The 24305-nt window shown below is 61.7% G+C and carries 21 protein-coding genes; 19 read left to right on the top strand and 2 right to left on the bottom strand.

Going from position 1 to position 24305, the window contains the following annotated elements:
* Positions 1-46: 46 nt before the first annotated feature.
* Positions 47-2317, top strand: a complete 2271-nt coding sequence (locus AC1DE4_RS01325) for a hybrid sensor histidine kinase/response regulator (protein ID WP_477879564.1) — start codon at positions 47-49, stop codon at positions 2315-2317.
* Positions 2318-2426: 109 nt separating this feature from the next.
* The gene (gene olsB, locus AC1DE4_RS01330; protein WP_477879566.1) at positions 2427-3302 is read left to right on the top strand and encodes a l-ornithine N(alpha)-acyltransferase; all 876 of its coding nucleotides are present in this window, start codon (positions 2427-2429) and stop codon (positions 3300-3302) included.
* Positions 3303-3356: 54 nt separating this feature from the next.
* Here olsB and AC1DE4_RS01335 read toward each other — a convergent pair whose 3' ends face one another.
* Complete coding sequence (locus tag AC1DE4_RS01335; protein ID WP_018855097.1) at positions 3357-5642, bottom strand: NADP-dependent malic enzyme; 2286 nt, start codon at positions 5640-5642, stop codon at positions 3357-3359.
* 111 nt (positions 5643-5753) lie between these two features.
* Between AC1DE4_RS01335 and mutS the strand changes: the two genes are divergently transcribed.
* The 4 genes from mutS to murJ all read left to right on the top strand — a co-directional run bounded on the left by mutS (position 5754) and on the right by murJ (position 13371).
* On the top strand, positions 5754-8486 hold the full coding sequence (mutS, locus tag AC1DE4_RS01340) for a DNA mismatch repair protein MutS (RefSeq protein ID WP_477879568.1): 2733 nt from the start codon (positions 5754-5756) through the stop codon (positions 8484-8486).
* A 3-nt stretch (positions 8487-8489) separates the two neighbouring features.
* Entirely contained in the window at positions 8490-8765 is a 276-nt protein-coding gene (locus AC1DE4_RS01345) for a hypothetical protein (RefSeq protein WP_113470564.1), read from the top strand.
* 105 nt (positions 8766-8870) lie between these two features.
* Positions 8871-11780: a [protein-PII] uridylyltransferase gene (locus tag AC1DE4_RS01350; protein WP_113470563.1), complete on the top strand. Its 2910-nt coding sequence runs from the start codon at positions 8871-8873 to the stop codon at positions 11778-11780.
* A gap of 10 nt (positions 11781-11790) precedes the next feature.
* Complete coding sequence (murJ, locus tag AC1DE4_RS01355) at positions 11791-13371, top strand: murein biosynthesis integral membrane protein MurJ (protein ID WP_018855101.1); 1581 nt, start codon at positions 11791-11793, stop codon at positions 13369-13371.
* Positions 13372-13374: 3 nt separating this feature from the next.
* Here the strand turns inward: murJ and AC1DE4_RS01360 are convergent, their stop codons facing one another.
* Positions 13375-13800, bottom strand: a complete 426-nt coding sequence (locus tag AC1DE4_RS01360) for a YcbK family protein (RefSeq protein WP_018855102.1) — start codon at positions 13798-13800, stop codon at positions 13375-13377.
* 401 nt (positions 13801-14201) lie between these two features.
* Between AC1DE4_RS01360 and AC1DE4_RS01365 the strand changes: the two genes are divergently transcribed.
* From AC1DE4_RS01365 to AC1DE4_RS01425, 13 genes are all read left to right on the top strand, one after another.
* Positions 14202-14597 (top strand): VOC family protein, encoded by a 396-nt coding sequence (locus tag AC1DE4_RS01365; RefSeq protein WP_018855103.1) that lies wholly within the window; start codon positions 14202-14204, stop codon positions 14595-14597.
* A gap of 97 nt (positions 14598-14694) precedes the next feature.
* Positions 14695-15759, top strand: a complete 1065-nt coding sequence (gene trpS / locus AC1DE4_RS01370; RefSeq protein WP_018855104.1) for a tryptophan--tRNA ligase — start codon at positions 14695-14697, stop codon at positions 15757-15759.
* A gap of 101 nt (positions 15760-15860) precedes the next feature.
* Positions 15861-16286, top strand: a complete 426-nt coding sequence (locus AC1DE4_RS01375; RefSeq protein WP_018855105.1) for a cupin domain-containing protein — start codon at positions 15861-15863, stop codon at positions 16284-16286.
* 80 nt (positions 16287-16366) lie between these two features.
* Positions 16367-16858, top strand: coding sequence for a universal stress protein (locus AC1DE4_RS01380; RefSeq protein WP_007789346.1), 492 nt, complete (start codon positions 16367-16369; stop codon positions 16856-16858).
* 110 nt (positions 16859-16968) lie between these two features.
* On the top strand, positions 16969-17535 hold the full coding sequence (locus tag AC1DE4_RS01385) for a NifU family protein (protein ID WP_018855107.1): 567 nt from the start codon (positions 16969-16971) through the stop codon (positions 17533-17535).
* A 102-nt stretch (positions 17536-17637) separates the two neighbouring features.
* Entirely contained in the window at positions 17638-18297 is a 660-nt protein-coding gene (tsaB, locus tag AC1DE4_RS01390) for a tRNA (adenosine(37)-N6)-threonylcarbamoyltransferase complex dimerization subunit type 1 TsaB (protein WP_477879571.1), read from the top strand.
* Positions 18294-18794 (top strand): GNAT family N-acetyltransferase, encoded by a 501-nt coding sequence (locus tag AC1DE4_RS01395; protein WP_018855109.1) that lies wholly within the window; start codon positions 18294-18296, stop codon positions 18792-18794. Before tsaB ends, AC1DE4_RS01395 begins: the two co-directional genes overlap by 4 nt.
* 37 nt (positions 18795-18831) lie before the next feature.
* Positions 18832-19260: a Fur family transcriptional regulator gene (locus tag AC1DE4_RS01400; protein ID WP_007789354.1), complete on the top strand. Its 429-nt coding sequence runs from the start codon at positions 18832-18834 to the stop codon at positions 19258-19260.
* Positions 19261-19289: 29 nt separating this feature from the next.
* Complete coding sequence (olsA, locus tag AC1DE4_RS01405) at positions 19290-20087, top strand: lyso-ornithine lipid O-acyltransferase (RefSeq protein ID WP_192240315.1); 798 nt, start codon at positions 19290-19292, stop codon at positions 20085-20087.
* A 48-nt stretch (positions 20088-20135) separates the two neighbouring features.
* Positions 20136-21545, top strand: a complete 1410-nt coding sequence (miaB, locus tag AC1DE4_RS01410; RefSeq protein ID WP_340651521.1) for a tRNA (N6-isopentenyl adenosine(37)-C2)-methylthiotransferase MiaB — start codon at positions 20136-20138, stop codon at positions 21543-21545.
* Positions 21546-21564: 19 nt separating this feature from the next.
* A complete protein-coding gene (locus AC1DE4_RS01415; RefSeq protein WP_025658708.1) occupies positions 21565-22614 on the top strand; it encodes a PhoH family protein in 1050 nt (349 codons plus the stop codon).
* Positions 22614-23129, top strand: coding sequence for an rRNA maturation RNase YbeY (gene ybeY, locus AC1DE4_RS01420; RefSeq protein WP_018855113.1), 516 nt, complete (start codon positions 22614-22616; stop codon positions 23127-23129). Before AC1DE4_RS01415 ends, ybeY begins: the two co-directional genes overlap by 1 nt.
* Complete coding sequence (locus AC1DE4_RS01425) at positions 23126-24277, top strand: hemolysin family protein (protein WP_026371511.1); 1152 nt, start codon at positions 23126-23128, stop codon at positions 24275-24277. The genes ybeY and AC1DE4_RS01425 overlap by 4 nt, the downstream gene beginning before the upstream one ends.
* Positions 24278-24305: the final 28 nt, after the last annotated feature.

The raw sequence follows: 24305 nt of genomic DNA on the forward strand, positions 1-24305 counted from the left end.
GTTTGCTGAAGGCATTTGGAACCGCCGCCATGCTATTCCGGCGGGCATGCAAGGTCTCGGTCAATTGCACGACAGACTTGCCGCCGCGTTCGGGCGGCATACCGCTCATCGCCACGGTGAGCGGGACTCGGATATTGTTGCCTATCAAGCCGAGTTCGTCTCACCGCAATTCCAACGCAGCCGCGTCGGCCGCAAGCTTCTATCCTGGTGGTTGGGCGGTCTCGGCCTTGTTGGCGGCTTTCTCCTTGTTGTCGTGGCGCAGGCGGGCGGCCCTCTGCTGCCATCGGTGGGGCTCGGCGTTGCCGCGCTGTCCTTCGTTGTCCTGCTCGCGATGCTCGCAACCACCAGACAACGCCCGTTGCGGAAACACCTCACCGGCGTTTCATCCGCATGGAGCCAGAGGGCGGCTCTCTTTGCGGAGATCCACGACGCGCTTGGCGACATTACCGTCACACGGAACATGGATCGGCGCATCGTTGGCGCCAACGAGGCATTTCGTCGGCTGACCGGCAGGCTCAATCCAGAGGGACTGACGTGTGAGGAGATTGGCATCGCCTTTCGACCGGGCTCGGCACCGCATCGCTTCGAGGTGGAGATCTCGACGCCGGAAGGCCAACGCATCTTTTTCTGGCGTGACGTCGTTACCCGCGACCCCGCCGACGGACGGCTCCTGCTGCAGAGCATCGCTCGCGATATCACCGACGAACGGCTGACCGCACAAGCCCGCGAGGAGGCCCGGCAGAAGGCCGAGTACAACAGCGCAGCCAAATCACGCCTGCTTGCCACGGTCAGCCATGAAATCCGCACTCCGCTGTCCGGCATCCTCGGCATGACGCATCTGCTGACCGAGACACGGCTGACGCAGGAACAGCAGAACTATCTGACGGGCATCCGCCAATCCGGCTATGCGCTGACGCAGCTGGTCGAGGACCTCCTAGACTTCTCGACCATCGAGGTCGGTCGTTTCCAATTGCGCCCCCGCGCAGAATCGCTGCGCAAACTCCTTGAAAGCGTCGTCGAAATGCTGGCCCACCGCGCCCATGAAAAGGGCATCGAGATTGGGACAACGGTATCCTCCGACCTTCCAGACATGATGAGCTTCGATCCGGCGCGCCTGCGTCAGATCCTGTTCAACGTGATCGGCAACGCCGTGAAATTCACGCAGGCGGGCGGCGTTTTCGTCCAGGCATCGCTGCAGGCGAACAACGTGCTGATCAGTGTCACCGACACCGGCCCCGGCATGACCGAGGAAGAACAAAACCGCATCTTCGGCGAATTCGAGCAGGGCGGAACGCTGGTCGAGAAGAGCGCCGGGACAGGGCTTGGTCTCTCCATCTCCGCCCGCATCATGCGCGAATTTGGCGGCACACTTACGGTGACAAGCGAAAAGGGAGCCGGTAGCGAGTTCAGCATCCGCTTTCCGATCGCCATTCCGGAGGAACGCCGCAGTCGCCACAAGGCCGTGCTTGCAGGCAGCGTCGTGCTGCTGCTGGCACCGGCCGGTTCGGCGCGCAAAGCGATATCGGAGACGATCGCAACGCTCGGCGGCGATTGCCACCTGGTCACCGACGGTGCGAGCGCCCATGACATGTTGCTCGCCATGGCTGCGGGCGACCGCAGGCCAACCGACATCATCGTCGACCACCGGATGTCGACGGAGTTCGCCGAGCACCTTGCCGACCGTGCTGAAATCGCGGCACTGGGACTGCGCAAAATCTTCCTGGTCAACCCCGAGGAGCGCAACGCCCATCCGCTCGACCTATTCGACGCGTGGCTGATACGGCCGCTGCGCGAGCAATCGCTGATCGACGTGCTGCGTGGACGGATGCGCGGCATGGAGAAGCGCGATGCGTTGAACGATAACCAGCCCGGTTTCAGCGTTGCCATTCCGGAAGCGGGAATCCAGAGTGGGCTGCGTATCCTGCTGGCGGAAGACGACCCGATCAACGCGATGCTCATTCGCGCCATGCTCGAAAAAGCCGGTCATACCGTCGAGCACGTCGAGCACTTCGAGACGCTGCTCGACGCCGCGCTGTCGGAGGGAAGCGTGCGCCCTGACATTGTCATCAGCGACCTTTCCATGCCAGGAGGCGACGGCATCGACATGCTTGGCCGGCTACGCGGGCACGAACGCCGGCTCGATCTTCCGCCTGTTCCGATCCTCGTGCTCACCGCCGACAAGCGCGATGAATCCCGTAGACAAGTCTTGCTGAATGGTGCAAACCGCGTCATGGTAAAGCCGGTTGACCCGATAAGGTTGCTGACGGAAGTCCAAGCTGTTGCTGCGCTTTCGGCCCGCCGCGTGGAAGCGCGGTAGCCATCAAATAACCGGCACGCTTCTTGCGTATGGCGGCTATATGATGTCACTTTCCTGTCGCATATAAGTGTTTTATGGCGTGTCAAAAGCCGGCAACGGGAGAATCGCCATGTCAGCAGACGCCCTCAACTGTGACGCTGTCGCCGAGACCCCCCGGCCATCGACCACGCTTGCGCTAAAGGAAGGCGACGTTCTCGGCCGCATCGGCAATCTCGAAACTCGCCTTGCCCGAACGGCCAGCGAGATCGATGCCGCCCAGGCCGTCCGCTTCCGCGTCTTCGTCGAAGAAATGGGGGCACAGCTTTCGCCGGAGGCCATGCGCCGCAAGCGCGATTTCGATTCCTACGACACGTTCTGCGATCATTTGCTCGTGCTCGACCGCTCGATCGAGGGTGACGGCGAGGACCAGATCGTCGGCACCTATCGCCTGCTGCGACAGGAAGTCGCGATGGCGAACGGCGGCTTTTACTCGGCTTCGGAATTCGCCATCGACGAGCTGCTTGCTCGCCATCCGGACAAACGGTTCATGGAACTCGGCCGCTCCTGTGTGCTGCCCGACTACCGCACCAAGCGCACGGTCGAGCTTCTGTGGCAGGGCAACTGGGCCTATGCGCTGAAGCATGGCATGGGCGCCATGTTCGGTTGCGCCTCCTTCCCGGGCATCCACCCGGAAAGCCATGCGCTGGCACTGTCCTTCCTGCATCACAACGTCGCCGCGAAGGATGAGTGGGCCGTCGCCGCTCTTCCGCACCTTGCGCGCGACATGGATCTGATGCCGGCCGAAGCCATCAACCCGAAGCGGGCGCTGATGGCACTGCCGCCGTTGATCAAGGGTTACCTGCGCCTCGGCGCCATGGTCGGTTCGACCGCCGTGGTCGACAAGGCCTTCAATACGACGGATGTCCTGATCGTGTTGCCGATCGCCAGCATTTCCGATCGCTACCTGAACTACTACGGCGCCGACGCCGGTCGTTTCGCGAGCTGACTTTCAAGCAGATGGAAGACGGAGCGGGAGGATGCCTCCCGCTCCGTTTTTATTTCACGATCCAGCCGTATAGGCGGCGATCGCCGCCATGTTGACGATGTCGGAATCCTTTGCGCCCATCGAAGTGATCTGAACGGCCTTGTCGAGGCCGACGAGGATCGGGCCGATGACAGTCGAACCGCCAAGCTCCTGCAGCATCTTCGTGGAGATCGAGGCTGAGTGAAAGGCCGGCATGACGAGCACGTTGGCCGGGCCGGACAGGCGGCAGAACGGATACTGCTCCATGACCTTGCGGTTCAGCGCCACGTCGGCCGCCATCTCGCCGTCATACTCGAAATCGAGGCGGCGCTTGTCGAGGATTTTCACCGCCTCGCGCACACGCTCGGAGCGTTCGCCCGATGGATGACCGAAGGTCGAATAGGCAAGCATGGCGACGCGCGGCTGATAGCCCATGCGGCGCGCAAAGCCTGCGGCCTCGACAGCGATATCGGCGAGCTCCTCGGCGTTCGGCATATCGTGAACCGCTGTATCGGCGACGAACACCGTCCGGCCGCGGCACAGCGCGATCGATACGCCGATGACCCGATGGCCGGGTTTCATGTCGATGCAGCGGCGCACATCTTCCAGGGCCGTCGAATAGTTGCGGGTGATACCAGTAACCATCCCATCGGCGTCACCAAGCGCCACCATGCAAGCGGCGAAGTGGTTGCGATCCTGATGGATCAGACGCTGTGCGTCACGATGCAGGTAGCCTTTGCGCTGCAGGCGCGCATAGAGGTAGTCGATATAAGTTTCGACGCGGGTGGAGATACGTGCGTTGACGATTTCCAGCCCCGGCCGATTGAGGTCGATGCCGGCGCGCTCGGCGGTCTGGTGGATCAGGTCTTCGCGGCCGAGCAGGATCGCCGTGCCGAGCTCCTGGTTTGCGTAGGACATTGCCGCACGCATGACCTGCTCTTCTTCGGCCTCGGCAAAAACCACCCGCTTTGGACGGCGGCGAACGCGTTCGTAGAGGCTCGCCAGCGTCGAGGCGATGGGATCGCGGCGGCCGGAAAGTTCGCGGGCATAGGCCGCCATATCTGTAATCGGCTTGCGCGCTACGCCGCTGTCAATCGCTGCCTGTGCCACGGCAACCGGGATCGCCGAGATCAGGCGCGGATCGAACGGCACCGGAATGATGTATTGCGCACCAAAGCGCGGGCGGTTGCCCTGATAAGCGGCAACAACATCGTCAGGAACGTCCTCGCGGGCGAGATTTGCCAGCGCCTCAACAGCAGCGATCTTCATGGCGTCGTTGATGGTGGTCGCACGGACGTCCAGCGCGCCACGGAAGATATAGGGAAAACCGAGGACGTTGTTGACCTGGTTCGGATAATCGGAGCGACCCGTTGCCATGATGGCGTCGTCGCGGATGCGGGTAACCTCTTCGGGCGTAATTTCCGGATCGGGATTGGCCATCGCAAAGATGATCGGGCGATCAGCCATGGAGCGGATCATGCTCTCGGAGAACGCGCCCTTCTGCGAGAGGCCAAAAACCACGTCCGCGCCCTTCATCGCCTCCTCGAGCGTGCGCGCCTTGGTCTTGACCGCATGCGCCGATTTCCACTGGTTCATGCCCTCGGTGCGGCCCTGGTAGATAACGCCCTTGGTGTCGCAAAGGACGATATTCTCGGGCGCGAAGCCCATGGCCTTGATGAGCTCAACGCAGGCGATGGCTGCTGCACCCGCGCCATTGCAGACGAGTTTCGTCGTTTTCAGGTCGCGACCGGTCAGTTCCAGCGCATTGATGAGACCAGCGGCAGCAATGATCGCCGTGCCGTGCTGGTCATCATGGAAAACCGGGATGTCCATCAGTTCGCGCAGACGCTGCTCGATGATGAAACAGTCGGGCGCCTTGATGTCTTCGAGATTGATGCCGCCGAACGAGGGACCGAGGAAGCGGACGCAGTTGATGAACTCATCGACGTTTTCGGTATCGACTTCGAGATCGATGGAGTCGACGTCGGCAAAGCGCTTGAATAGCACCGACTTGCCTTCCATAACAGGCTTGGAGGCCAGTGCACCGAGATTGCCGAGACCGAGAATTGCGGTACCATTCGAGATGACCGCGACCATGTTGCCGCGCGTCGTATAATCATAGGCGGTGGCCGGATCGGCGGCGATTGCCTTCACCGGAACGGCAACGCCAGGCGAATAGGCGAGCGACAGATCGCGCTGGGTCGCCATAGGCTTCGTGGCGTTGATCTCCAGCTTTCCGGGCCGCCCCATGGCGTGGAACTCAAGAGCCTCGTTGTCGGTCACTGATGTAACCGGCCGCTGCTTCTTCTCGGTGTCGGGCATTTTTCCTCCAACGTCTTGTGGGTGACGCCTTGCTCTTCCTCAATCGCGGTTGTCATCTATAGCGGCGGGCGGCTAGGGTTGGCACCTCTTTTTTGGAAAAAATGCATCTCCGTGAACGAACGAATAGACACTGGAATAGAAGCCTTTTCGGCTGCCGAGCTGGCCACGGAAGAAAGCCGCGCCTCGGCAACGCCGATGATGGAGCAATTCATCGAGATCAAGGCCAACAACCCTGACTCGTTGCTGTTCTATCGCATGGGCGATTTCTACGAGCTGTTCTTCGAGGATGCTGTGGAAGCCTCCCGTGCACTGGGCATCACGCTGACCAAGCGAGGCCAGCACATGGGGCGGGACATTCCTATGTGCGGCGTGCCTGTTCATGCGGCCGACGACTACCTGCAGAAGCTGATCGCCCTCGGTTTCCGGGTTGCCGTCTGCGAGCAGGTCGAGGACCCGGCCGAAGCCAAGAAGCGCGGATCCAAGTCCGTCGTGAAACGCGACGTTATCCGCCTGGTGACGCCGGGCACAATTACCGAGGAAAAGCTGCTTTCGCCGTCGGAATCGAACTATCTGATGGCACTTACCCGGATTCGCGGCAGCGCCGAGCCGGTATTGGCGCTGGCTTGGATCGACATCTCGACCGGAATTTTCCGCCTGGCCGAGACCGAAAGCTCGCGGCTGCTTGCCGATATCCTGCGGATCGACCCGCGTGAACTGATCGTGCCCGATACGATCTTTCACGATGCCGAGCTGAAACCTGTTTTCGACGTACTCGGCCGCACCGCCGTTCCGCAACCATCCGTGCTCTTCGACAGCGCCACCGCCGAGGGGCGGATCGCGCGCTATTTCAATGTCTCGACGCTTGATGGGTTCGGCACCTTTTCGCGCGCCGAGCTTGCCGCCGCCTCTGCAGCCGTCGCCTATGTCGAGAAGACACAGATCGCCGAACGGCCGCCGCTCGGCCGGCCGGAGCGCGAAAGCGGCGCGTCAACGCTGTTCATCGATCCCGCCACCCGTGCCAATCTCGAACTTGCCCGCACGCTTTCAGGCGATCGCAACGGCTCGTTGCTGAAGGCGATCGACCGTACCGTGACGGGCGGCGGGGCACGCTTGCTGGCCGAACGGCTGATGTCGCCGTTGACCGATCCCATCCGGATCAATGAGCGGCTGGATTCGATCGGTTTCCTGATGGAGGAGCCTTCGCTTTGCGGCGACCTGCGCCACCATCTCAAGCATGTTCCCGATATGCCGCGCGCGCTTTCGCGTCTTGCACTCGACCGTGGCGGGCCGCGTGACCTTGCCGCCATCCGTCAGGGCCTGAGTGCTGCGGGCGATGTCGCCCGGCTGCTGTCGGAAGCACTGCTGCCGGAAGAGCTGAAGCTCGCGCTTTCTCGCCTCGAGGCCCTCCCGGCCGGCCTCGCAACGCTGCTTTCCGAAACACTGGGCGACGAGCTGCCGCTGCTGAAGCGCGACGGCGGCTTCTTGCGGGACGGCGCCAACACCGAACTGGACGAGGTCAGGGCGCTGCGCGATCAATCGCGCCGGGTGATTGCCGGCCTGCAGCTGCAATATGCCGAGGAAACCGGCATCAAATCGCTGAAGATCAAGCACAACAATATCCTCGGCTACTTCATCGAAGTCACTGCCGGCAATGCCGGGCCGATGACCGATACGCCGGAGGCCAAGGGTCGCTTCATCCACCGCCAGACGATGGCGAACGCGATGCGCTTCACCACCACCGGGCTTGCCGATCTGGAAAGCCGGATCGCCAACGCCGCCGACAAGGCGCTTGCTATCGAACTGGCGGCATTCGACCACATGACCTCGGCCGTCGTCGCCGAAGCGGAAGCAATCAAGGCAGGCGCTCGCGCGCTCGCCGTTATCGACGTTGCCGCCGGCCTTGCGCTGCTTGCAGACGAGCAGGCTTATTGCCGGCCTCTGGTCGACGGCTCGAAGATGTTTGCGATCGAAGGCGGACGCCACCCTGTCGTCGAACAGGCGCTGCGGCGGCAATCATCTGGCCCGTTCGTTGCCAACAACTGCGATCTCTCTCCCGTCTCCGGCGGAAAGGATGGCGCGATCTGGCTGCTGACCGGCCCGAACATGGGCGGTAAGTCGACCTTCCTGCGTCAGAATGCACTGATCGCGATCCTCGCGCAGATGGGGTCCTTCGTGCCGGCGACGTCAGCCCATATCGGCATCGTCGATCGGCTGTTCTCGCGCGTCGGCGCTTCCGACGATCTTGCGCGCGGCCGATCGACCTTCATGGTCGAAATGGTCGAAACGGCGGCGATCCTCAATCAGGCGACCGACCGGTCCCTTGTCATTCTCGACGAGATCGGCCGTGGTACGGCTACCTTCGACGGCCTTTCCATCGCCTGGGCCGCCGTCGAACATCTGCACGAAGGGAACCGCTGCCGCGGCCTCTTCGCCACCCACTTCCACGAACTGACGGTGCTGTCGGAAAAGCTTGCACGGTTATCGAACGCGACGATGCGCGTGAAGGAATGGGACGGCGACGTGATTTTCCTGCACGAGGTCGGCCCAGGTGCTGCCGACCGCTCCTACGGCATCCAGGTTGCCCGGCTTGCCGGCCTGCCGGCCTCGGTGGTGGCGCGTGCCCGCGACGTGCTGACACGCCTCGAGGACGCCGACCGCAAGAACCCGGCGAGCCAGCTCATCGATGACCTGCCGCTGTTCCAGGTGGCGGTTCGGCGCGAGGATGCCAGCCGTGGCCCATCGAAGGTGGAAGAAGCGCTAAAGGCCATGAGCCTCGACGACATGACCCCGCGCGAGGCGATGGGCGCACTCTACGACCTCAAGAAGAAGCTGAAGCAGGGCTAGCCGATGTTCATGGATCGGCTGTTCAACGAGACCCAGAGGCTTGCGGCGATCTTCAACGCGCTTGAAGCGCTGCGGCTTGCGGATGAGCACGGCACCCCGCGCGGCTGGGCTTCGCCCTTCGGCCTGCTGCAGATCATCCGCTGCTGCGCCCGGATTCTGGAACTTTCCTCGTGTGTTGCCAAAGCCGGCTACCGCGAGTGCGACCAAGAGACGCTGGAGGCGATCACCAGCGAAACGCGGCAGGTGCTCTATTCCGTACAGGCTCAGATCGCTGCCTGATCGCCCGATGCCGCTGCTTTCGCGCGCGGCAACACCTTTTCGCCAAAATTAAAGGTTCTGCAGTATGAAAGCCCGTGTCATCGGCGGGCAAAGAGGCTATAGCGCATGCAGACGAAACGAGAGGAGCAGCAGCACACGGCTGCGCCACGCGAACAGGAAGCCGCCCCGCGCATGGCGACGACGAACGACATCGATTTCTCCGATATCCTCGACACCGATCATCTCTCGAAGACGTGCGACGCGGTGGCCGAGGCCAACAAGACGCGGCCCGACGTCATGCGGTCCGATCTGCTGGCGATCCTCAAGAAGGCGAGCAGCGAAGGTAGACAGATAGCGCGCGAGTTGCTTTCTGCCGATGGCAGCGGCATCAATTGTGCCCGCCGTATTTCCTGGCTGCAGGACCAGATCGTCACGGTCCTCTACGAGTTCGTCTGCACCCACGTCTTTCCGAAGCAGAAGGACAAGTTCGCCGTCACCGCCGTTGGCGGCTATGGCCGCGACACGCTGGCGCCAGGCTCCGATATCGACCTTCTGTTCCTGTTCCAGCCGAAGCCGGCGGAGGAGACGCACAAAGCAGTCGAATTCATGCTCTACGTCCTCTGGGACATGGGCTTCAAGGTTGGCCATGCAACGCGCACCCTGGAAGAGTGCATTGCGCTGTCGAAGTCGGACATGACGATCCGCACGGCGATCCTCGAGATGCGCTACATCTGTGGCCTGCGATCGCTGGAAACGCAACTGGAGACGCGCTTCGACAAGGAAATCGTCACCGGCACCGGCCCCGAATTCATCGCCGCCAAGCTTGCCGAGCGTGACGAGCGCCACCGCAAGGCGGGCGACACGCGCTATCTCGTCGAGCCGAACGTCAAGGAAGGCAAGGGCGGCCTGCGCGACCTGCACACGCTCTTCTGGATTTCGAAATACTACTACCATGTTCGCGACACGGCGGAGCTGGTGCCACTCGGGGTTCTCTCCAAGCACGAGTATCGCGTTTTCGAGAAGGCCGACGACTTCCTCTGGGCGGTGCGCTGCCACATGCATTTCCTGACCGGAAAGGCCGAGGAACGGCTGTCCTTCGACATTCAACGCGAGATCGCCGAAGCGCTTGGATATCATTCGCGACCCGGCCTTTCGGCCGTCGAGCGCTTCATGAAGCACTACTTCCTCGTCGCCAAGGACGTCGGCGACCTGACGCGCATCCTCTGCGCGGCGCTCGAGGATCAGCAGGCGAAGTCGACGCCCGGCCTCACCGGTGTCATCAGCCGCTTTGCGCACCGCAGCCGCAAGATCGCCGGCAGCACGGAGTTCGTCGAGGACCGCGGTCGTATCGCGCTTGCAAGCCCGGATGTCTTCAAGCACGACCCGGTCAACATCATCCGCCTGTTCCATGTTGCCGACATCAACGGGCTGGAATTCCATCCCGATGCGCTGAAGCGGGTGACGCGCTCGCTCAACCTCATCGACAGCGATCTGCGCGAAAACGATGAGGCCAATCGCCTCTTCATGTCGATCCTGACTTCGAAGGGCGACCCCGCGCTCATTCTGCGGCGCATGAACGAGGCCGGTGTGCTCGGCCGCTTCATTCCCGAATTCGGCAAGATCGTCGCGATGATGCAGTTCAACATGTACCACCACTATACGGTGGACGAGCATCTGATCCGCACCGTCGACGTCCTGTCGGAAATCGACAAGGGCAAGGCCGACGACCTGCACCCGCTCGCAAACAAATTGATGCCCGGCATCGAGGACCGCGAGGCGCTCTACCTTGCCGTGCTGCTGCACGACGTTGCCAAGGGCCGCCAAGAAGACCATTCCATTGCCGGCGCCCGTGTCGCCCGCAAGCTGTGCGCCCGTTTCGGCCTGTCGCAGAAGCAGACAGAGTTGGTCGTCTGGCTGATCCAGGAGCATCTGGTCATGTCGATGGTCGCGCAGACGCGCGACCTTACGGACCGCAAGACGATCACCGACTTCGCCGATGTGGTGCAGTCGCTCGACCGGCTGAAGATGCTGCTGATCCTGACGATCTGCGACATCCGCGCCGTCGGTCCCGGTGTCTGGAACGGCTGGAAAGGCCAGTTGCTGCGCACGCTTTACTATGAAACGGAACTGCTGCTTGCCGGCGGCTTCTCGGAGGTTTCGCGCAAGGAGCGCGCCAATTTCGCAGCCGAAGCGCTCTACAACGCGCTCTCCGACTGGAGCCAGAAGGATCGCAAGATCTATAGCAAGCTGCACTACCAGCCCTATCTGCTCTCCGTTCCCCTGGAAGATCAGGTCCGGCACGCCGGCTTCATCCGGCAGGCGGACAAGGCCGGCCAAGCGCTGGCGACAATGGTGCGGACCGACAGTTTCCACGCGATCACCGAGATCACCGTATTGTCGCCTGACCATCCGCGCCTCCTGGCCGTCATCGCCGGTGCCTGTGCCGCTGCCGGTGCCAACATCGTCGACGCGCAAATCTTCACGACGTCGGATGGGCGCGCGCTGGACACGATCCATGTCAGCCGCGAGTTCAAGGACGATGCCGATGAGCTTCGCCGCGCCGGCACCATCGGGCGGATGATCGAGGACGTGCTTTCCGGCCGCAAGCGACTGCCCGAGGTCATCGCGACCCGCACCAAGAACCGCAAGAAGAGCAAGGCCTTCGTCATCCCGCCATCGGTCAACATCTCCAACAGTCTGTCGAACAAGTTCACGGTCATCGAAGTCGAATGCCTTGACCGACCCGGCCTGCTGTCGGAAATCACAGCGGTTCTATCGGATCTCTCGCTCGACATTCAGTCGGCCCGCATCACCACCTTCGGCGAGAAGGTCATCGACACCTTCTACGTGACCGATCTCGTCGGCCAGAAAATCTCGGGCGACAGCAAGCGCTCGAATATCACCGCGCGCCTCAAGGCCGTGATGGCCGAGGAACAGGACGAGCTGCGCGAGCGCATGCCCTCCGGCATCATCGCGCCGCCTGCTACGGCCAGCGCCGCGATGCAAACAGAAAAGAAGGCGGATTCGCCCGCATGAGCCCAAACGCATGAGCCTCGTTAGAAAATTCGCCACCGTCGGCGGCGCCACGCTCGGCAGCCGCATCTTCGGCTTCGCCCGTGAAACGCTGATGGCGGCCGCACTCGGCACCGGTCCGATGGCCGACGTCTTTTATGCCGCCTTCCGTTTTCCGAACCTCTTCCGGCGGCTCTTTGCGGAAGGCGCTTTCAATGCCGCCTTCGTGCCGCTCTTTGCCAAGGAAATCGAGGCGAACGGCACCGATGGTGCCAAGCGCTTTTCTGAAGAAGTGTTCGGCGTGCTGTTTTCGGTGCTGCTGCTCATCACCATCGTGATGGAGCTCTCCATGCCCCTGCTCGTGCGCTTCGTCATCGCGCCGGGCTTTACCAACGATCCGGACAAGTTCGACATTACCGTGCGCATGGCGGCGGTCATGTTCCCCTACCTCATGTGCATGTCGCTGACGGCGATGATGAGCGGCATGCTGAATTCGCTCCATCATTTCTTCGCCGCCGCGATTGCGCCCGTTTTCCTCAACGTCGTGATGATCGGCGCGCTGTTCTACGCGCTCTATATCGGCGCGGAGCCCCTGCAGACCGCGTGGTATCTCTCCTGGGGCGTGCTCGTCGCCGGTATCCTGCAGCTCGCCGTCGTCTACTTCGGCGTGCTCCACGCCGGCATGAGCATCGGGTTGCGTTTCCCGCGCTTCACGCCCAACGTCAAACGACTGCTGATCCTCGCGATCCCCGCGGCGGTGACTGGCGGCATTACCCAGATCAACCAGATGATCGGCCAGGCGATTGCGTCCTCGCGCGAAGGCGCCATTGCAGCCCTCCAGTATGCCGACCGTATCTATCAGCTGCCGCTCGGCGTCGTCGGCGTCGCCGTCGGCGTGGTGCTGCTGCCGGAACTTGCCCGCGCCCTGAAGGGCGGCAATCTGCGCGAGGCCGCAAACCTGCAGAACCGGTCGATGGAATTCGTACTGTTCCTGACCATCCCCGCTGCCTTCGCGCTCTGGATTCTCTCCGACGAAATCATCCGTGTGCTCTATGAGCGCGGTGCCTTCCATCAGGAAAACACCTCCATCGTCGGCTCCATCCTCGCCATCTACGGCATTGGCCTGCCGGCTTTCGTGCTGATCAAGGCGCTGCAGCCGGGATTCTACGCGCGCGAGGACACCAGGACGCCGATGCGCTTTTCCGCCATCGCCGTTGGCGTCAATTGCGCCACGGCGCTGACGCTCTTCCCGTTCCTCGGCGCTCCCGGCATTGCAGTCGCGGAAGCGACGGCAGGCTGGATAAGCACCGTACTGCTCTTCACCACCCTGCTGCGTCGTCGCCATCTCACCTGGGAATGGGCCTTGGCGCGGCGCACGGCGCTGCTCGTCGTGTCGGCGGCCGTCATGGGCGGCGTGATCATGTACCTGCAGCACCGCTGGGAGCCGTGGCTTGCCTCAAGCGCGCACCTGACGACGAAGGTCGGCACGCTCGGCCTTCTGATCGTGATCGCCATGGCTGTCTACTTCGCGACCGCATTCCTGATCGGTGGCGCAAATCTCGGCATGATCCGGCGCAATCTCAATCGCAAGCCGGCTGCAAAGGTAGACGGTTGAGCCTCAGCAATAGGTCCATCGTCGTTTGGCGCCTACGTCCACATGGACGATGCCGTTGCAGTAACGGCCGATCCCGCCGATTCCTGGTGCCGATTCAGCGATCGCAATGATGGTGCGCTCCGAAACGCCGGGGATCCGGATATCGGCGGCTGCGCAGTAGCGATGCTGGGAATGAGATCGACCGTGCGCCCGGAACCCCGAGGTTACCATTGGACGGCGACCGGTCTTGGCGGCGATATAAGCAAGAACGCCGCGTAGCCGCGGCGGGAAGCAGTTCGCCTGGACGCTGACGGTCTGCAGCGAGTAGGCAAGCGTTTCCTTATGCTTGAGCGGCGGTATTGCAACTCTTCTGACGTTCTGGGCGTCGGCACTGTCGAAACACGACAGACTGAACAGGCCGGCGAGTGCGATGGAAAATGCCGAATGCATGGTTCCCTCCCCTCGAAATGCGCCGGCATCGCCGGCGCAGTTTTTGGCGAATGGAACGCTCACCCCAAAAATGGCCTTTTTGTGAAATTCTTTACCTACCGTTACGGAACCGTAACACAATTTACGGCCAATTGATGAATTAGCTCTACCTCAGAGGTGGTATAAATTTCCAAGCTGCGTAAATTTTCTTGACATATTCACAGCAAGCAATTCATCGCCAATCTCCCGTTCATAGCGTTTCTCGTGCAAATACCACCGCCAATCCCCGCCGGGTGCAATGCGTGTCAAAACGCTTGCTAGACCTCACGGTCGCGAAGGCGCTCCCGTCGGCGCGAGGAGCATGATCCTTGACCGAGCCCCCGCAACCGGCAACAACACGACACGACAAATCGGAGCCTGCAATGTCCCAATCGCTCTTCCTCGTAACGCTCGTCGTCGACGACTACGATCGCGCCAAGGACTTCTACTGCGGCGCGCTCGGCTTCGAATGCCTCCAGGATGACGTCCAGCCGGATGGCAAGCGCTGGGTCGTCGTCAGACCGAAGGGCAGCGACGGCGCAGCCTTTCTGGTCGCGCAGGCGGCCAACGATCGGCAGATGGCGGCAATGGGCAACCAGACGGGCGGGCGTGTCGGCTTCTTTCTCAAGACCGACGATTTCGCAGGCGACCATGAGTCGATGCTGGCCAAGGGCGTGCAGTTTCTCGAGGCGCCGCGGCACGAAAGCTACGGGACCGTCGCCGTGTTTGCGGATCCTTACGGCAACACCTTCGATCTGATCGAACACGCCGCAGGCTGAACCCCTTGATTGCGGGAGCGCGCGCGTGCATAAGCGCGCCCGTTAGCAACATGGGTTACAGACCCTGGGGCCCTCCACCAGCCTAATCGAGGACATAATGAACGAATTCAGGAAAGTCGTTTTTTCCGGCGTCCAACCGACCGGCAATCTCCATCTCGGCAACTATCTCGGCGCGATCCGCAAGTTCGTGGCACTGCAGGAAGGCAACGACTGCATCTACTGTGTCGTGGATATGCACGCGCTGACGGCGCAGCTCGTCCATGAGGATATGCCGAACCAGATCCGCTCGATCGCCGCCGCCTTCATCGCCTCTGGCATCGATCCGGAAAAGCACATTGTCTTCAACCAGTCGGCCGTGCCGCAGCATGCAGAACTCGCATGGATCTTCAATTGCGTAGCGCGCATCGGTTGGATGAACCGCATGACGCAGTTCAAGGACAAGGCCGGCAAGGACCGCGAGCAGGCCTCGCTCGGTCTCTACGCCTATCCGAGCCTGATGGCTGCCGACATCCTCGTCTATCGCGGGACGCATGTCCCCGTCGGCGACGACCAGAAGCAGCACCTTGAACTCGCCCGCGACATCGCCATGAAGTTCAACCTCGACTACGCGGAGCATATCCGCAAGACGGACTATGGCATCGACATCACCGTCGGCAACGAGCCGGTGCATGCCTATTTCCCGATGGTCGAGCCGCTGATCGATGGCCCGGCGCCGCGTGTCATGTCGCTTCGCGACGGTACCAAGAAGATGTCGAAGTCGGATCCATCAGATCTTTCGCGCATCAACCTGATGGACGACGAGGAGGCGATCTCGAAGAAGATCCGCAAGGCCAAGACCGATCCGGACGGCTTGCCCAGTGAAGTCGACGGTCTCAAGGGTCGCCCGGAAGCGGACAACCTTGTCGGCATCTACGCGGCGCTCGCTGACAGGTCGAAAGCTGACGTGCTTGCCGAATTCGGCGGGCAGCAGTTCTCGGTCTTCAAGCCGGCGCTCGTCGATCTCGCCGTCAATGTGCTCTCGCCGATCACCGCCGAGATGCGCCGCCTGATGTCGGACACCAGTCACATCGACGCGACCCTGCGCAACGGCAGTGAACGGGCTCGGGCCCGCGCCGAGGTGACGATGAAGCAAGTGCGCGACATCGTCGGCTTCTTGTACTGAGATAGGCCTCAAGAGCTTACCCGGGGCGACCTTTGCCGCCCCGGGCTTGTCGAAGCCAGACCTGCGGCGTAGTCTGTTGAAACGACCGTCAGGAGGCTTCGATGCGAGATCGCAACCTCATCCAGATCGGCACGATGGAGATCCGGTTTCTGATCGACGAGGATCAGAGTGCCGGCGGTCTCGTGATGTTCGAATTCACGGTCCCGCCCCAGGCACGCGTCCCCGCCCCCCATTACCACCGGGACGTCGACGAAGTGATCTACGGATTGTCCGGCACGATGTCGACGACGCTGGACGGGCGCAAACACGAGATCGCAGCAGGGGAAACCCTGTTCATTCCGCGCGGTTACGTCCACACCCACGAGAACCTGCATGGCGAAACCGCCAAGGCGTTGATCACCATGACGCCCGGCCTGATCGGCAGGCGCTATTTCGAGGAGATGGCGTCGGCCATCAATGTTCAGGGCAAGCCTGACATCGAACATGTGAAGGCGATCATGCGTCTCTACGGACTGGTTCCGGCCTGACTACAGCACGCAGGCGATCCTTCGAGGGCGACCAAACGAGGGCTTGCAAATCTTCGGGTTCAGGTGTCAGAGTCCGCCCCATGGTATCAAAACGACTCTCCCGGCTCGAAGGTCATCGCCGCAAATTCATGGCTGTCATTGACGATACGCCCGAATGCTCCCGCGCCGTCCACTACGCCGGTCGGCGCGCCAAGAACTCGAATGGCGGCCTTGTGCTGATGTACGTGATTCCGGAGGGCGACTTCCAGCAGTGGCTGGGTGTGGAGGAAATCATGCGCGCCGAGGCGCGCGAGGAAGCGGAAGCAGTAGTCGCCAAGGCGGCGCATGTGGTTCGCGAAACGATCGGCATCGACCCTGAGATCGTCATCCGCGAGGGAAGCGCCACGGAACAGATCAACGCCGTCATCGAAGAAGACCGTGATATCGCCATCCTGGTGCTGGCCGCAAGCTCGGCAAAGGAGGGACCGGGGCCGCTGGTGTCGTCGATCGCCGGGCGTGGCGCGACATTTCCGATCCCCGTCACTGTCCTGCCGGATACATTGACCGACGAGGAGCTGGATGCCCTCGCATAAAGCCATTTCTTGAGTGCCAGTCTCTTGAATAGAGTTGCCAATCGGCTTATTTTCTTTTTTGAAGAATTCTAAAGACGGCCTGGGCCACTGCCCGCCGCACGGAGAGCGACATGTTTATTCAGACCGAAGCCACACCGAATCCCGCCACGCAGAAGTTCCTGCCGGGTCGGGTCGTGATGGAAAACGGCACGGCCGAGTTTCGGAGCGCCGACGAGGCCCAGGCATCGCCGCTCGCGGCTCGTCTGTTCGAAATCCCGGGCGTGACCGGCGTCTACTTCGGTTATGACTTCATCTCCGTCTCCAAGGACAATGCCGAGTGGCAGCACCTGAAGCCGGCGATCCTTGGCTCGATTATGGAACACTTCATGTCGGGCAAGCCTGTCATGGGCGATGCATCGATTCTTTCCGAAGATCTCGATGCCGGCGGCGAATTCTTCGACGAAGCCGACGAGTCGATCGTGCTGACGATCAAGGAGCTGCTGGACACACGCGTGCGGCCGGCCGTTGCACAGGATGGTGGCGACATCACCTTCCGCGGCTTCAAGGACGGCAAGGTTTACCTCAACATGAAGGGCTCTTGCTCCGGCTGCCCGTCCTCGACGGCGACGCTGAAGCATGGCGTGCAGAACCTGCTTCGCCATTTCGTTCCGGAAGTCGAGGAAGTCGTCGCCGCCTGACGGCGACGCCCCTGTTCCGGCATTCGTCCTGGCGCAGCAATTGAAAGCGCGGCAGGGTGATTGTATGGACGCTGAGGAACGCTTTATTCGGAAATTGATGCCATGATCATACTGGCGCTCGACACCGCAGGTGTGGATTGCGCTGCCGCTCTCTATGACAGCGGCAGGAATACGATGCTGGGGGAGGCATCGGACATGATCGGCAAGGGGCATGCTGAGCATCTGATGGGGATCGTCGACCGCGCGATGGATAAGGCGGGCCTGGCGCTTTCGGCCGTCGATCGTATTGCCGTCACCATCGGTCCTGGCTCCTTCACGGGCATTCGCGTCGGCGTCGCCGCTGCCCGCGGCTTTGCGCTGTCGCTCGGCGTTCCGGCCGTCGGCATCACCACGCTTGCGGTGATGGCTGAAGCGCAGCGGCAAAAGACGCCCGGGCGCCCGGTGCTGACAGCCATGGATGCCAAGCGAAACGAGATCTACCTGCAGGCCTTCAATGCCGATGGCGAACCGCTCGACGAAGCGCGCGCCGTGACTGTCGAGGAAGCGCAGACGGTTGCTGCGGCATTCGATGGCGAAATAACCGGTTCGGCCACGCCCCTCCTGAAGCCGGACGCTACCGGCGACCATGCCAACCATTTCCCGATTTCTTTGGTGGCGCGCCTCGGTGCCAACGCCGATCCGTCTGCTGGAAAGCCTAAACCTCTTTATCTGCGCGGACCCGATGCCAAGCCGCAGGCCGGATTCGCAATTGCGCGAGTATGACGATGTTGGAATCCTATTTGACCTTGAAGCCGGAATTTGAAATCGTCGCGATGGATGCCGATGATTGCCGCGCGGTCGCCGCGCTGCACGGCGAGCGTTTCGCCCGCCCGTGGGGCGATGGCGAATTCTACAGCCTGCTCAGCCAGGATACCGTCTTCGGCTTCGTGGCCCGCCAAACCAATGCATTCCTCAAGAAGCCGTTGCCGGGCTTCGTGCTGGCGCGCCAAGTCGCCGGCGAAGCGGAAATCCTGACGATCGCCGTGCAGACAAAGGTCGCGCGCGCCGGCCTCGGCTGGCGGCTGATGCAGGCTGCCATGCGCGAAGCGAAACTGCGCGGTGGCGAGAGCATCTTTCTCGAGGTCGACGACGGCAATGCGGCCGCACTCGGGCTCTACGGCAAGCTCGGCTTCGAGAAGGTCGGCGAACGCCGGGGATACTACAAGGATGCCAAGGGCGCGGTTTCCACAGCGCTTGTCATGAAGCGCGTTCTTCGCTAGTTCCGTTGCTTGAACGTTGACTATCGGAAGGCAGCCCATGACTGACGTCGCCAAGACCCTCGAGGAGCTTTGCGCTGAACGCGGCATGCGCATGACCGAGCAGCGCCGTGTAATCGCACGCATACTCGAAGAATCCGCCGACCACCCCGACGTGGAAGAACTCTATCGCCGCTCGGTGAAGGTCGATGCGAAGATTTCGATCTCGACAGTCTACCGCACCGTGAAGCTGTTCGAAGACGCCGGCATTATCGAGCGTCATGACTTCCGAGACGGACGCTCGCGCTATGAGACGGTGCCGGAAGAGCATCACGACCATCTCATCGACCTCAAGTCGGGTGTCGTGATCGAGTTTCACTCGCCCGAGATCGAGGCATTGCAGGAGCGCATCGCCCGCGAGCACGGCTTCAAGCTGGTCGACCACCGGCTGGAACTTTACGGCATCCCGCTCAAGCCGGACGAGCGCTGAGACATGATCGCAGCCATGGAGTCTTCGTCTTGATCGCCTGGCTGCGCGTCGCCTTTGCGGGTATCGTCATTTTCGTCGCCAGTCTCCTGCTCATGCCCTGGCAGCTTTTGGCGCTCCGCTTCGACTGGAAGCTGCGGCGCTGGCTGCCCCGCGTCTGGCATCGCATCGTCTGTTTCTGTCTCGGCATCCGGATTCGCGTCCATGGGAAGATGGAAACGCACAGGCCGTTGATGCTGTGCGCCAATCATTCGTCGTGGATGGACATCATGGTGCTCTCCGCGGTTGCCGACGTTGCGTTCATCGCCAAGATCGAGGTGCGCGACTGGCCGATTTTCGGCACGCTGGCGAAGCTGCAGAAGAGCGTCTTCGTCGTGCGCGAGGAAAAGCGCAAGACCGGTCATCAGGCGAACGAGATAGCGACCCGAATGGCGGATGGCGAGATCGTCGTCCTGTTTCCGGAGGGCACGACGTCGGATGGAAACCGGCTTCTGGAGGTCAAATCGTCGCTGTTTGGCGCCGCCGCCATGGCGGTTCCCGCTTCGCCGACCGGAGCCGTCGTGGTCCAACCGGTCGCGGTGGCCTATACCGGCGTCCACGGTCTGCCGATGGGGCGCTATCATCGCCCGCTTGCCTCGTGGCCGGGCGATGTGGAGATGTTCCCGCATCTGAAAGACATGCTGCGATGCGGCGCCTTTGAGGTGGAAGTCTGTTTCGGCGAAGCCGTCGAATATCGTGCGAACAGCAACCGCAAGGAAGTCAGCACGACCATCGCTCGTCGCATCCGCTCGATGCTTGGCGCAGCATTGCGCGGTCGCAAAGCCGCCTGAGGCAAGATTTCCTTTTCTCGCGCATGAAAAACCACTAAATAGCCGCCCATGACCCAGGACAGTGCCCTTCTTCATGCCCCGGAGACCGATCTCCGTGATGGCAGCAACAGCCGCAAGGTGTTCATCAAGACCTATGGCTGCCAGATGAACGTCTATGACTCGACACGCATGAGCGATGCCCTCGCGCGTGACGGATACGAGTCGACGGAAGTCCTGGAAGAGGCAGACCTTGTTCTGCTGAATACCTGTCATATCCGCGAAAAGGCTGCCGAAAAGGTCTACTCGGCGCTCGGCCGCCTGCGCGACATGAAGAAGGAGCGCAACAAGGAAGGCCGGGAGTTCATGATCGGCGTCGCCGGTTGCGTGGCACAGGCGGAAGGCGAGGAAATCCTGCGCCGGGCGCCCGCCGTCGACGTCGTCATCGGTCCGCAGACCTATCACCGCCTGCCGGAAGCGCTGCGCAAGGCGAAGGAAGGGCAGCGGATCGTCGACACGGAATATGCCCTCGAAGACAAGTTCGAGCATCTGCCGATCGCCGAGAGCAAGAAAATCCGCTCTCGCGGCGTTACCTCCTTCCTGACGGTTCAGGAAGGATGCGACAAGTTCTGCACCTTCTGTGTCGTGCCCTATACGCGCGGTTCGGAAGTATCTCGGCCTGTCAGCCAGATCGTCGAGGAAGCACAGAAGCTCGTGGAAGGCGGCGTGCGCGAAATCACGCTGCTCGGCCAGAACGTCAACGCCTGGCATGGTGTCGGCCCGAATGATCAGGAATGGACGCTCGGAGACCTGCTCTACCGGCTGGCCGAGATCCCCGGACTTGCGCGTCTGCGCTACACCACCAGCCATCCTCGCGACATGGACGATCGCCTGATCGAGGCGCATCGGGACCTGCGCGCGCTGATGCCCTACCTGCATCTGCCGGTGCAGGCCGGCTCCGACCGCATCCTGAAGGCGATGAACCGGCGCCATACGGCCGCCGAATACCTGACCCTCGTCGAGCGCATCCGCGCCGCTCGCCCAGACATTGCCCTTTCCGGAGACTTCATCGTCGGTTTTCCGGGGGAGACAGAGCAGGATTTTGAAGATACACTCCGTCTCGTGGAGGAGGTGCGCTATGCGCAGGCCTTCTCCTTCAAGTACTCGACACGGCCGGGCACGCCCGGTGCGGAACTGAAGGACCAGGTGCCGGAAGAGATCAAGGCAGAACGGCTAGAACGCCTGCAGGCGCTTCTTCTGAAGCAACAGCAGGAATTTGCCGAATCCTGTGTCGGGAAAACGATCGAACTGTTGCTCGAAAAGCCCGGTCGCATGCCAGGACAGCTTATCGGCCGTTCTCCGTGGCTTCAGTCCGTGAATGTTGATGCAAAAGCATTGCAAATCGGTGACATTATTAACGTGCGAATCACCGGAACCGGAACCAACAGCCTGTTTGCCGAGATAGCAGAGGCTGAGGTCTAAACCCTAGGAGCTCGACCGCTTGAACGGACAAGAATTGGTTTCTTCACCGCGCCACCCACGCATTGCGAGCGACGCCAATCACTTTATTCTGACGTTCGAGAACAATCGGTTCGCCAGTGAGTTGTTCGGTCAGTTCGACCAGAACCTCAAGCTGCTTGAAGAGCGTCTCCACATCGACGCTCGAGCGCGCGGCAATTCCGTCGTTATCTCGGGAGACATTGTCGCCACCAACCAGGCGCGGCGTACACTCGATTACCTCTATGAGAAACTCCAGAAAGGCGGCAGCGTGGAGCGATCCGACGTTGAAGGCGCGATCCGCATGGCGGTCGCCGCAGACGATCAACTGAGCCTGCCGACGATGGAGCGCAAAGCCAAGCTCACCATGGCGCAGATTTCGACCCGCAAGAAGACTATCGTCGCGCGAACGCCGACCCAGGACGCCTACGTGCGCGCTCTGGAACGGGCCGAACTGGTTTTCGGCGTCGGTCCGGCGGGTACCGGCAAGACCTATCTCGCCGTCGCTCATGCGGCCCAGCTCCTCGAACGGGGTCTTGTCGAGAAGATCATTCTTTCCCGCCCGGCGGTGGAAGCCGGCGAGCGGCTCGGCTTCCTGCCCGGCGACATGAAGGAAAAGGTCGATCCCTATCTCCGCCCGCTCTATGACGCGCTCTACGACATGATGCCCGCCGACAAGGTCGATCGGGCAATCACGGCCGGTGTTATCGAAATCGCTCCGCTCGCCTTCATGCGCGGCCGGACGCTCGCAAACGCCGCCGTCATTCTCGACGAAGCGCAGAACACGACCTCGATGCAGATGAAGATGTTCCTGACGCGTCTTGGCGAGAATTCCCGCATGATCGTCACCGGCGACCCGAGCCAAATCGACCTGCCGCGTGGTGTCAAATCCGGACTGGTGGAGGCCCTTCAACTACTGAATGGCGTCGAAGGCATTTCGATCGTCCGCTTCCGGGATACGGATGTCGTACGTCATCCGCTTGTCGGCCGCATCGTCAAGGCCTACGACTCGACCTATATCGCGGAAGCAGAGGAAGCCAGCCGGCAGGATTGATGGCCGAACTCGACATTCAGATCAGCATCGAAGAGGGCGACTGGCCCTCCGAGGATGCGCTGCATGCATTGGCGGATCGGGTGCTGGAAACAGCCGCCACCTATCTGCGTGAAACGGTCAAGCAGCCCTTTCCGAAGATGGTGCCCGAGGTTTCGCTTGTTTTCACGGATGATGCCTCGATCCAGGACATCAATGCCGAGTGGCGCGGCAAGGACAAGCCGACCAATGTGCTTTCCTTTCCGGCCTTCCCGGTCAAGCCGGGCAACGTGCCGGGACCGATGTTGGGCGACATCATTATCGCAAGAGAGACCGTTGAGCGGGAGGCAGTCGAGCTCGAAAAGAGCTTTGACGACCACCTGACCCACTTGATGGTGCATGGTTTCTTGCATCTCTTCGGCTACGATCATAATAATGACGCTGAAGCCGAGATAATGGAGGGGCTCGAGACTCGCATTTTGGCGGTACTCGGCCTATCTGACCCATACGAGGGTCAAGACCTTAAAATGGAACCATGAGCGACTTTACGACGAGACCGGCCGCGGAGGCCAAGGACGCCGACCAATCCTCCTCTTCTGACGAGGGTGGCAGTAGTAGTAGGCAGTCTGGACGACCCCAATCCTTCTGGACGCGCGCCGCGCGTATCTTGAGACCACAGCAGGGCTCGCGCCTTCGCGAGGACATCGCCGATGCGCTGCTGACCGACGCTGCCGACGGTGACGTCTTTTCGCCCGATGAACGGGCAATGCTGCACAACATCCTTCGCTTCCGGGAAGTGCGCGTTGCTGACGTGATGGTGCCGCGGGCCGATATCGAAGCCGTCGATCAGAACATCACGATCGGCGAACTGATGATCCTGTTCGAGGAATCTGGCCGTTCGCGCATGCCTGTTTATGCGGATACGCTCGATGATCCGCGCGGCATGGTGCATATCCGCGATCTCCTGTCCTACGTCGCCAAGCAGGCGCGCAACAAGCGCCGCGGCAGCACCAAGACAGTCAAGTCGACAGAGCCTCTGGTCGAGGTTTCACCCGAACACTTGCAGAAGCCTACACGCGCTGCGAAGCCGAATTTCGACCTCAGCCGCGTCGACCTACAGAAGACGCTGTCGGAGGCCGGGATCATCCGCAAGATCCTGTTCGTTCCGCCGTCGATGCTTGCGTCGGACCTCCTTCGCCGCATGCAGGTCAACCGCACGCAGATGGCGCTGGTCATCGACGAGTACGGCGGCACCGATGGATTGGCCTCGCACGAGGACATCGTCGAGATGGTCGTCGGTGACATCGATGACGAGCACGACGACGATGAAGTCATGTTTAAGCGCGTCTCCGAAGACGTCTTCGTCGCGGATGCCCGTGTCGAACTGGAGGAGATCGCCGAGGCGATCGGGCCGGACTTCGACATCACCGAACAGGTCGACGAAGTCGACACGCTGGGCGGCCTGATCTTCTCCGAGCTCGGGCGTATTCCGGTGCGTGGCGAGGTCGTGCAGGCTCTGCCCGGTTTCGAGTTCCATATCCTCGACGCCGATCCGCGCCGGATCAAGCGCGTGAGGATCACCCGCAAGCGTCAGGCCATCCGTCGCCGCGTCAAGATCGACGGCGACAGCACGCCCGGTTCGGATCACGGCGAGGAGAGGCAAACCGACGCCTCCACGTCGACCTGATGCCGCAACGCACGACAAACGGCGGCTT

Source organism: Rhizobium sp. 10N414 (genome assembly GCF_056394785.1).

Bases quoted from the DNA above. Each gene is read 5' to 3' on its own strand.
- AC1DE4_RS01335 (WP_018855097.1), bottom strand. From the start codon at position 5,642: ATGCCCGACACCGAGAAGAAGCAGCGGCCGGTTACATCAGTGACCGAC.
- miaB (WP_340651521.1), top strand. From the start codon at position 20,136: ATGACCCAGGACAGTGCCCTTCTTCATGCCCCGGAGACCGATCTCCGT.
- AC1DE4_RS01325 (WP_477879564.1), top strand. From the start codon at position 47: ATGCAAGGTCTCGGTCAATTGCACGACAGACTTGCCGCCGCGTTCGGG.
- AC1DE4_RS01380 (WP_007789346.1), top strand. From the start codon at position 16,367: ATGGTATCAAAACGACTCTCCCGGCTCGAAGGTCATCGCCGCAAATTC.
- AC1DE4_RS01350 (WP_113470563.1), top strand. From the start codon at position 8,871: ATGCAGACGAAACGAGAGGAGCAGCAGCACACGGCTGCGCCACGCGAA.
- olsB (WP_477879566.1), top strand. From the start codon at position 2,427: ATGTCAGCAGACGCCCTCAACTGTGACGCTGTCGCCGAGACCCCCCGG.
- ybeY (WP_018855113.1), top strand. From the start codon at position 22,614: ATGGCCGAACTCGACATTCAGATCAGCATCGAAGAGGGCGACTGGCCC.
- AC1DE4_RS01395 (WP_018855109.1), top strand. From the start codon at position 18,294: ATGACGATGTTGGAATCCTATTTGACCTTGAAGCCGGAATTTGAAATC.
- AC1DE4_RS01365 (WP_018855103.1), top strand. From the start codon at position 14,202: ATGTCCCAATCGCTCTTCCTCGTAACGCTCGTCGTCGACGACTACGAT.
- trpS (WP_018855104.1), top strand. From the start codon at position 14,695: ATGAACGAATTCAGGAAAGTCGTTTTTTCCGGCGTCCAACCGACCGGC.
- AC1DE4_RS01385 (WP_018855107.1), top strand. From the start codon at position 16,969: ATGTTTATTCAGACCGAAGCCACACCGAATCCCGCCACGCAGAAGTTC.
- tsaB (WP_477879571.1), top strand. From the start codon at position 17,638: ATGATCATACTGGCGCTCGACACCGCAGGTGTGGATTGCGCTGCCGCT.
- AC1DE4_RS01425 (WP_026371511.1), top strand. From the start codon at position 23,126: ATGAGCGACTTTACGACGAGACCGGCCGCGGAGGCCAAGGACGCCGAC.
- AC1DE4_RS01360 (WP_018855102.1), bottom strand. From the start codon at position 13,800: ATGCATTCGGCATTTTCCATCGCACTCGCCGGCCTGTTCAGTCTGTCG.
- AC1DE4_RS01345 (WP_113470564.1), top strand. From the start codon at position 8,490: ATGTTCATGGATCGGCTGTTCAACGAGACCCAGAGGCTTGCGGCGATC.
- AC1DE4_RS01375 (WP_018855105.1), top strand. From the start codon at position 15,861: ATGCGAGATCGCAACCTCATCCAGATCGGCACGATGGAGATCCGGTTT.
- AC1DE4_RS01400 (WP_007789354.1), top strand. From the start codon at position 18,832: ATGACTGACGTCGCCAAGACCCTCGAGGAGCTTTGCGCTGAACGCGGC.
- murJ (WP_018855101.1), top strand. From the start codon at position 11,791: ATGAGCCTCGTTAGAAAATTCGCCACCGTCGGCGGCGCCACGCTCGGC.